Here is an 8,267-nt window from a genome sequence, read left to right as displayed (position 1 = left end):
TTGTTAGCTGGTGGCGTAACCGGAAGTAAGGTGAATACGGGCGTCAGGCTGCCGTGATGGCAATATGCGCCCGAAACCGGTCGCAGGGGTAACAGCCTGCGGCCTTTTTTGTCTCCGTCAACCATGAAAAAAGCCTTACCGCAGAACGATAAGGCTTTTGTTTTCAAGCAAAAAATTACTTGCTGGTATCCAGTTCTTCGAAACCTTTCACCAGATCATCAATCGCTTTCATCTGCTTGAGGAACGGTTCCAGTTTAGCCAGCGGCAGCGCAGATGGGCCATCGCATTTTGCGTGTTCCGGGTCCGGATGCGCTTCAATAAACAGCCCCGCCAGACCTACCGCCATACCAGCACGTGCCAGCTCAGCCACCTGAGCACGACGACCACCAGAAGCTGCACCAAACGGATCGCGGCATTGCAGTGCGTGGGTCACGTCGAAAATCACCGGCGAGTTGCCAGAAACTTTCTTCATAATGCTGAAGCCCAGCATATCGACAACCAGGTTGTCATAGCCAAAGTTAGCGCCGCGATCGCAAAGAATCACTTTATCGTTGCCGCCTTCTTTGAATTTATCAACGATGTTACCCATCTGACCCGGGCTGACAAACTGCGGTTTCTTGACGTTAATTACCGCACCGGTTTTCGCCATGGCTTCCACCAGGTCAGTCTGACGAGCGAGAAATGCCGGTAACTGGATCACATCCACAACATCAGCAACTGGCTGTGCCTGGCTTGGTTCGTGAACGTCGGTGATAATTTTCACGCCAAAAGTTTGCTTCAATTCCTGGAAGATTTTCATCCCTTCTTCCAGGCCCGGTCCACGATAAGAGTGGATAGAGGAGCGGTTGGCTTTGTCAAAAGAGGCTTTGAACACGTAAGGGATACCCAGTTTCTGGGTCACGGTTACGTAGTGTTCGCAAATGCGCATCGCCAGATCGCGAGATTCCAGCACGTTCATACCGCCAAACAGCACGAACGGCAGGTCATTTGCTACGTTGATGTCGCCAATGCTAACCACTTTTTGTTTCATAGGATCGCCTTAATCTTAAGTAAAATGTCGATTAATTAATGCAGCACAATATGTTTATGCGCGATGTTATTAATTTGCGCACGGATCATTTCGCTGATCGGGTCTTCCGGACACTGTTCAACGAAATAACTTAAATCATTTAACGCAACGTGTTCGCAATCCAGTTGCGCGTAAATCAACCCACGATCGCGAATTTCATACGGATCTTCCGGGTTGAACTGTAATAAGGCCTCGCTGGTGCGTAATGCCAGTTCCATCTGATTTTCTTCCATCAGCGACGCTTTCAGCGTATCCAATAGTTTGCGGATAACCTCAATGTTATCGGCTTCATCCAGGTCTTCATAAAACAGTTCCGCCGACGGGCTGATATTTCCCTTTAACCATACATCCAGCATATGTTCGCTTAACGATTCACCGTTAAAAGGGTTAATCAACCAAATTTCGCCATCCGGACATTCAATGCGCAATATAAGCTGCGTCGGGAATATCACCGGCATCAGCGGCAAATCAAGACGATTAGCGACCCACACCAAAACGGCGCCTAATGATACCGCACTGCCCTGCCGATTTTTTAACACCTGATCCAACCATAATGCATCGGAAAGACGATAAACACCGCGTGAGGCTTTAAATCCCCATTCGCCGTAAAACAACGCGATCAATTTTTCCAGCTGCTCTTCTAAAGGCAGAAGCTGGCTAATTTCTTCCTTCGCCAGATTAACGAGACGCTCCAGTTCGTCGTATACATCTTGCGAGGGAAAATCGCGGCGGATTGCTTCGCAAGCCAGGATCATGCCTTCGCACAGCGGCGCTTTATTAAATTCGAAATCAGCTAACGATCTCATGACTTACCCCAGTAACGGTACTTTTGTGGTGGCGAGTTTAATGATGATGTACAGCACCACCAGCGCCAGCGGGAAGGCAATAATGCGCACCTGCTGACTGTGCACCTGACGATAATCGAGAGCAATAAAACCCAAAACGATATAAATGATAACTCCAAACAGCTTTTCAGTCAGCCATTGTGCCTGCCCGGAAAATGGCAGGATGTGCGCTTTAGCCATTAGCGCAACGCCGCTTAACAATAACACCGTGTCGATAACCGGCTGCGTAATGCGCGTCCAGCGAGCAAATGCCTGAGGATGCTCCTGATAACGTAGCCAGAAACGTAAGGTTAGTAGCCCAACAGAAAGCGCGATGCTAATGAGATGAACGCTAAGCAGCGTAGTAAAACTTGTCATCGATAATAGCGACCAAGCGTCACGCGCTCGTTATCACCGTAGTCCCGGCAGGTTTCGACATTACGATAACCCGCCTGCATAAATGCCTGTCGAACCACTTCGCCCTGCTGCCAGCCATGCTCCAGAAGCAGAAATCCGCCAGATGTCAGTGCGTTACGAGACTTTTCGATGATGTGAACGATATCCGCCATACCGCTGTCTGCCGCAACCAACGCCGACAGCGGCTCAAAGCGGACATCGCCTTGTTGAAGATGGGGGTCCTGCTCGTCAATATATGGCGGATTGCTGACAATCATCGCAAATTGCTGCTCGCCAAGCGCACTAAACCAGTCGCTTTGCAGGATATGGATATTTTTAATCGCCAGATGCTGCGCATTACGCTTCGCAAGGGCAACAGCATCCGGCATTCGGTCAACGGCGGTTACCTCACAATCTGGACGCTCGCTGGCCAGCGCCAGCGCAATTGCCCCGGTGCCCGTACCGAGATCGAGAATACGACAAGACTGTTCAGGCAACCGAGCCAGAGCCTGTTCCACCAGACATTCGGTGTCAGGACGGGGAATTAAGGTCGCTGGCGAAACAAATAACGGCAACGACCAAAATTCACGCACACCGGTTAAATGAGCAATAGGTTCACCCGCACGACGACGCGCCAGCAGTACGTCGAGTTGCTCACACTGCGCATCAGTCAGCAGTGTTTCGCCAAAAGCGAGAATGAAGGTGCGTCCCTTGCCGGTAACATGCTCCAGCAAGATTTCAGCATCGCGACGCGGACTTTCGCTCGCCTGAAGTTGGGTTATTGCGTCACGCAACCAGTGTTGATATTCCATTATTCTTGCTCGGACAACGCCGCCAGTTGGTCAGCCTGATGTTCCTGGACGATCGGCTCAATCAGCATATCCAGCTTCCCTTCCATCACTTCATCCAGACGGTAGAGCGTCAGGTTGATACGGTGGTCGGTGACGCGCCCCTGCGGGAAATTGTAGGTACGGTTACGGTCGCTGCGATCGCCACTGCCCAGCAGGTTACGACGGGTAGACGCCTCCGCCTGCTGGCGTTTTGCCATTTCTGCTGCGTGGATGCGAGCACCAAGTACAGAAAGAGCTTTAGCTTTGTTTTTATGTTGTGAACGTTCGTCCTGACATTCAACAACAATACCGGTTGGTAAGTGGGTAATACGGATTGCCGAATCGGTGGTGTTAACGTGCTGCCCGCCTGCCCCTGAAGAGCGGAAAGTATCAATGCGCAAATCTGCCGGGTTGATATCCGGCAGTTCCGCGTCAGGCAGTTCTGGCATTACAGCAACGGTACAAGCAGAAGTATGAATACGCCCCTGGGATTCAGTGGCCGGAACACGCTGCACGCGATGACCACCGGATTCAAATTTCAGACGTCCATACACACCGTCACCGCTGATTTTGGCGATGATCTCTTTATAGCCACCATGCTCGCCCTCGCTGGCGCTCATGATTTCCACGCGCCAGCGACGGGCTTCTGCGTAACGGCTGTACATACGGAACAGATCGCCGGCAAATAATGCGGCTTCATCACCACCGGTTCCGGCACGCACTTCGAGGAAGGCGTTGCGTTCGTCATCAGGATCTTTTGGCAGCAAGAGAACCTGAAGTTGTTGTTCCAGTTGCTCGCTTTTTTCTTTAGCTTCGCGCAGTTCATCCTGCGCCATTTCACGCATTTCAGGATCGTCGAGCATCATCTGTGCGGTTTCGATATCTTCCTGAACCTGTTGCCAGTCGGTGAAACAGCGCGAAACATCACTTAACTGCGCATATTCACGAGATAATGCGCGAAAACGTTCCTGGTCAGCGATGGTTTGCGCATCACCCAGCAGCGCCTGAACTTCTTCATGGCGTTCATGCAGGGCTTCCAGTTTGGCAACGATAGAAGGCTTCATAGGCGTAAATGCACCCTGTAAAAAAGAAAATGATGTACTGCTACTCCAGCCCGAGGCTGTCGCGCAGAATATTCAGGCGTTCGTTATCCCCGTCACGGGCGGCCTGTTGAAGTGATTTCGTTGGCGCATGGATCAGGCGGTTAGTCAGTTTCCATGCCAGATCCTGCATAATGGCTTGCGCGTCTCCGCCCTGCTCAAGGGCGGCTAACGCTTTGGCGGTTAACTCATCGCGAACCTGCTCTGCCTGACTGCGATACTCGCGAATGGTTTCGCTGGCGCTTTGTGCGCGCAGCCACGCCATAAATTCGCTGGTTTCCTGAGCGACGATAGTTTCCGCCTCAACTGCTGCAGCTTTACGCTGCGCCAGGTTATGCGAAATAATACTTTGCAGATCGTCAACGCTATAAAGATAAGCATTCGCCAGTTTGCCGACTTCCGGCTCAACATCGCGCGGAACGGCAATATCCACCAACAGCATCGGTTGGTTGCGACGGCTTTTTAATGCGCGCTCCACCATACCTTTACCGATGATCGGTAACGGGCTTGCAGTGGAACTAATGATGATATCGGCTTCACGCAGACGTTCGTCGATATCGCTCAATGCAATCACTTCCGCACCGACTTCATCTGCCAGAATTTGGGCACGTTCACGAGTACGGTTGGCGATAATCATCTTCTGAACTTTGTGTTCGCGCAGGTGACGCGCCACCAGCTCGATGGTTTCACCCGCACCAACCAGCAAAACCGTTACCGTTGAGAGCGATTCAAAGATCTGCCGCGCCAGCGTACAAGCCGCAAAAGCGACAGATACGGCACTGGCGCCAATATCCGTTTCAGTGCGGACGCGTTTTGCTACAGAGAAAGATTTCTGGAACATGCGTTCCAGCTCGCTCGCCTTCATATGGCCTTTTTGCGAATCAGCAAATGCTTTTTTCACCTGACCAAGGATTTGCGGCTCACCAAGGACGAGTGAATCAAGCCCGCTGGCAACACGCATCAGATGGCTGACCGCGTCGTTATCCTGATGCCAGTAGAGGCTATTACGCAGATCTTCTTCGTTGAGATTGTGGTAATCGCACAACCAGCGAATGAGCGCCTCTTGCAGGTTATCCTGCTCTTCAACGCTAAGATAAAGTTCCGTGCGGTTACACGTCGACAGCACCACGCCGCCCTGCACCATCGGCTGCGCGAGCAGGCTGTCAAGCGCCTGATCGAGCTTGTCCGGCGAAAACGATACACGTTCTCGTAGCGATACAGGTGCCGTTTTATGGTTAATACCGAGTGCTAAAAGGGTCATGTCTGCGGGAAATAATACCAACGTTGATATGGTTAGTCTGCACGCATCATACAGGATGCGTGGGATCAATAAAAGAGAGCGCCCCCTTTTGGAGTAATTGCCAAAAGCCGTTAGATTCTGGCAACTAAGACAACTTGAACATAGACGATAGCGGACGGTAACGCTAGCATTAAGGGTTATAACTGCAACGTATCTCAAGGACTTGTCATCACTATGCCCCTGCCCGATTTTCGCTTTATCCGCCTGCTACCGCTGGCTGCCCTCGTGCTCACTGCCTGTTCCGTTACCACGCCAAAAGGCCCCGGCAAAAGCCCGGATTCCCCGCAGTGGCGTCAGCATCAGCAAGACGTTCGTAACCTCAATCAATATCAGACACGCGGTGCATTTGCGTATATTTCCGACCAGCAGAAAGTGTATGCCCGCTTCTTCTGGCAGCAAACTGGCCAGGATCGCTACCGTCTGCTGCTGACTAACCCATTGGGAAGCACCGAACTGGAGCTGAATGCTCAGCCGGGTAACGTGCAGCTCGTAGATAACAAAGGTCAACGTTACACCGCCGATGACGCCGAAGAGATGATTGGCAAATTGACAGGAATGCCGATTCCGCTCAACAGCTTGCGTCAGTGGATTTTAGGTTTGCCCGGTGATGCGACCGACTACAAACTGGACGATCAGTACCGCCTGAGCGAAATCACCTACAGCCAGAACGGCAAAAACTGGAAAGTCGTATACGGTGGTTATGACACCAAAACGCAACCTGCGATGCCAGCCAATATGGAACTCACCGACGGTGGTCAGCGCATCAAGTTAAAAATGGATAACTGGATAGTGAAATAATGCGGACACAGTGGCCCTCTCCGGCAAAACTTAATCTGTTCTTATACATTACCGGTCAGCGTGCGGATGGTTACCACACGCTGCAAACGCTGTTTCAGTTTCTTGATTACGGCGACACCATCAGCATTGAACTTCGTGACGATGGGGATATTCGCCTGTTAACACCCGTTGGAGGCGTGGAACACGAAGATAATCTGATCGTTCGCGCAGCACGGTTGTTGATGAAAACAGCAGCAAACAGCGGGCGTCTTCCGGCGGGAAGCGGTGCAGATATCAGCATTGACAAACAATTACCGATGGGCGGCGGCCTGGGCGGTGGTTCATCGAATGCCGCGACTGTTCTGGTGGCGCTGAATCATCTCTGGCAATGCGGCCTGAGCATCGATGAGCTAGCGGAAATGGGTCTGACGCTGGGCGCAGATGTTCCTGTATTTGTCCGTGGTCATGCCGCTTTTGCTGAGGGAGTGGGTGAAATATTAACGCCAGTGAATCCGCCAGAGAAATGGTATCTGGTGGCGCACCCTGGTGTAAGTATTCCGACACCGGTGATTTTTAAAGATCCTGAACTCCCGCGCAACACGCCGAAAAGGTCAATTGATACGTTGCTAAAATGTGAATTCGGTAATGATTGCGAGGTTATCGCAAGAAAACGTTTTCGCGAGGTTGATGCGGTGCTTTCCTGGCTGTTAGAATACGCCCCGTCGCGCCTGACTGGGACAGGGGCCTGTGTCTTTGCTGAATTTGATACAGAGTCTGAAGCCCGCCAGGTGCTAGAGCAAGCCCCGGAATGGCTCAATGGCTTTGTGGCGAAAGGCGTCAACCTTTCCCCATTGCACAGAGCCATGCTTTAAGCCGGGCAAGCTGAGTTTCGGTGACAACGTCACCTTGTTCCAGACGTTGCATCGCGCTCTTTAATACACCGCCTGGAAAGAATATTGCCTGGCCCGCACAGTTTTCGGCAGATTCTTTCCACCAATGGACGCATGCCTGAGGTTCTTCTCGTGCCTGATATGAAGCTTTTTGCTGGTAACGCCACCCCGGAACTAGCACAACGTATTGCCAACCGCCTGTACACTTCACTCGGCGACGCCGCTGTAGGTCGCTTTAGCGACGGCGAAGTCAGCGTACAAATCAATGAAAATGTACGCGGTGGTGATATTTTCATCATCCAGTCCACTTGTGCCCCTACTAACGACAACCTGATGGAATTAGTCGTTATGGTTGATGCCCTGCGTCGTGCTTCCGCAGGTCGTATCACCGCTGTTATCCCCTACTTTGGCTATGCGCGCCAGGACCGTCGCGTCCGTTCCGCTCGTGTACCAATCACTGCGAAAGTGGTTGCAGACTTCCTCTCCAGCGTCGGTGTTGACCGTGTGCTGACAGTGGATCTGCACGCTGAACAGATTCAGGGTTTCTTCGACGTTCCGGTTGATAACGTATTTGGTAGCCCGATCCTGCTGGAAGACATGCTGCAGCTGAATCTGGATAACCCGATTGTGGTTTCCCCGGACATCGGCGGCGTTGTGCGTGCCCGCGCTATCGCTAAGCTGCTGAACGATACCGATATGGCAATCATCGATAAACGTCGTCCGCGTGCGAACGTTTCCCAGGTGATGCATATCATCGGTGACGTTGCAGGTCGTGACTGCGTACTGGTCGATGATATGATCGACACTGGCGGTACGCTGTGTAAAGCTGCTGAAGCTCTGAAAGAACGTGGTGCTAAACGTGTATTTGCGTACGCGACTCACCCGATCTTCTCTGGCAACGCGGCGAACAACCTGCGTAACTCTGTAATTGATGAAGTCGTTGTCTGCGATACCATTCCGCTGAGCGATGAAATCAAATCACTGCCGAACGTGCGTACTCTGACCCTGTCAGGTATGCTGGCCGAAGCGATTCGTCGTATCAGCAACGAAGAATCGATCTCTGCTATGTTCGAACATTAAT

At 51.8% G+C, this 8,267-nt stretch carries 9 protein-coding genes; 3 read left to right on the top strand and 6 right to left on the bottom strand.

Annotation, left to right across the window (positions count from 1 at the left end; genetic code table 11):
- Positions 1-175 precede the first annotated feature (175 nt).
- From kdsA to hemA, 6 genes are read right to left on the bottom strand one after another with little or no spacing between them, the layout of a single operon-like run.
- Entirely contained in the window at positions 176-1,030 is an 855-nt protein-coding gene (gene kdsA, locus HEN21_RS18625; protein WP_000811058.1) for a 3-deoxy-8-phosphooctulonate synthase, read from the bottom strand.
- 35 nt (positions 1,031-1,065) lie between these two features.
- A complete protein-coding gene (gene sirB1 / locus HEN21_RS18620) occupies positions 1,066-1,875 on the bottom strand; it encodes an invasion regulator SirB1 (RefSeq protein WP_001257033.1) in 810 nt (269 codons plus the stop codon).
- A gap of 3 nt (positions 1,876-1,878) precedes the next feature.
- Entirely contained in the window at positions 1,879-2,271 is a 393-nt protein-coding gene (sirB2, locus tag HEN21_RS18615; protein ID WP_176251886.1) for an invasion regulator SirB2, read from the bottom strand.
- Positions 2,268-3,101 (bottom strand): peptide chain release factor N(5)-glutamine methyltransferase, encoded by an 834-nt coding sequence (prmC, locus tag HEN21_RS18610; protein ID WP_000456437.1) that lies wholly within the window; start codon positions 3,099-3,101, stop codon positions 2,268-2,270. The genes sirB2 and prmC overlap by 4 nt, the downstream gene beginning before the upstream one ends.
- A complete protein-coding gene (gene prfA / locus HEN21_RS18605; RefSeq protein ID WP_000804729.1) occupies positions 3,101-4,183 on the bottom strand; it encodes a peptide chain release factor 1 in 1,083 nt (360 codons plus the stop codon). The genes prmC and prfA overlap by 1 nt, the downstream gene beginning before the upstream one ends.
- A 40-nt stretch (positions 4,184-4,223) precedes the next feature.
- Entirely contained in the window at positions 4,224-5,480 is a 1,257-nt protein-coding gene (gene hemA / locus HEN21_RS18600) for a glutamyl-tRNA reductase (protein WP_010352454.1), read from the bottom strand.
- 213 nt (positions 5,481-5,693) lie between these two features.
- On the opposite strand from hemA, the gene lolB reads away from it, so the two are divergent.
- The 3 genes from lolB to prs all read left to right on the top strand — a co-directional run bounded on the left by lolB (position 5,694) and on the right by prs (position 8,266).
- The gene (gene lolB, locus HEN21_RS18595) at positions 5,694-6,317 is read left to right on the top strand and encodes a lipoprotein insertase outer membrane protein LolB (RefSeq protein ID WP_001130678.1); all 624 of its coding nucleotides are present in this window, start codon (positions 5,694-5,696) and stop codon (positions 6,315-6,317) included.
- Complete coding sequence (gene ispE, locus HEN21_RS18590) at positions 6,317-7,168, top strand: 4-(cytidine 5'-diphospho)-2-C-methyl-D-erythritol kinase (RefSeq protein ID WP_176251887.1); 852 nt, start codon at positions 6,317-6,319, stop codon at positions 7,166-7,168. The genes lolB and ispE overlap by 1 nt, the downstream gene beginning before the upstream one ends.
- 150 nt (positions 7,169-7,318) lie before the next feature.
- Positions 7,319-8,266, top strand: a complete 948-nt coding sequence (prs, locus tag HEN21_RS18585; protein WP_001298109.1) for a ribose-phosphate diphosphokinase — start codon at positions 7,319-7,321, stop codon at positions 8,264-8,266.
- The last annotated feature ends 1 nt before the right edge of the window (position 8,267 follow it).

It is taken from the genome of Escherichia sp. 93.1518 (genome assembly GCF_013368915.2).
GTDB lineage: Bacteria > Pseudomonadota > Gammaproteobacteria > Enterobacterales > Enterobacteriaceae > Escherichia > Escherichia ruysiae.
This window is presented reverse-complemented; position numbering and strand designations above follow the sequence as displayed.

Coding starts and splice junctions, on each gene's coding strand:
- kdsA (WP_000811058.1), bottom strand. CDS start 1,030: ATGAAACAAAAAGTGGTTAGCATTGGCGACATCAACGTAGCAAATGAC.
- sirB1 (WP_001257033.1), bottom strand. CDS start 1,875: ATGAGATCGTTAGCTGATTTCGAATTTAATAAAGCGCCGCTGTGCGAA.
- sirB2 (WP_176251886.1), bottom strand. CDS start 2,271: ATGACAAGTTTTACTACGCTGCTTAGCGTTCATCTCATTAGCATCGCG.
- prmC (WP_000456437.1), bottom strand. CDS start 3,101: ATGGAATATCAACACTGGTTGCGTGACGCAATAACCCAACTTCAGGCG.
- prfA (WP_000804729.1), bottom strand. CDS start 4,183: ATGAAGCCTTCTATCGTTGCCAAACTGGAAGCCCTGCATGAACGCCAT.
- hemA (WP_010352454.1), bottom strand. CDS start 5,480: ATGACCCTTTTAGCACTCGGTATTAACCATAAAACGGCACCTGTATCG.
- lolB (WP_001130678.1), top strand. CDS start 5,694: ATGCCCCTGCCCGATTTTCGCTTTATCCGCCTGCTACCGCTGGCTGCC.
- ispE (WP_176251887.1), top strand. CDS start 6,317: ATGCGGACACAGTGGCCCTCTCCGGCAAAACTTAATCTGTTCTTATAC.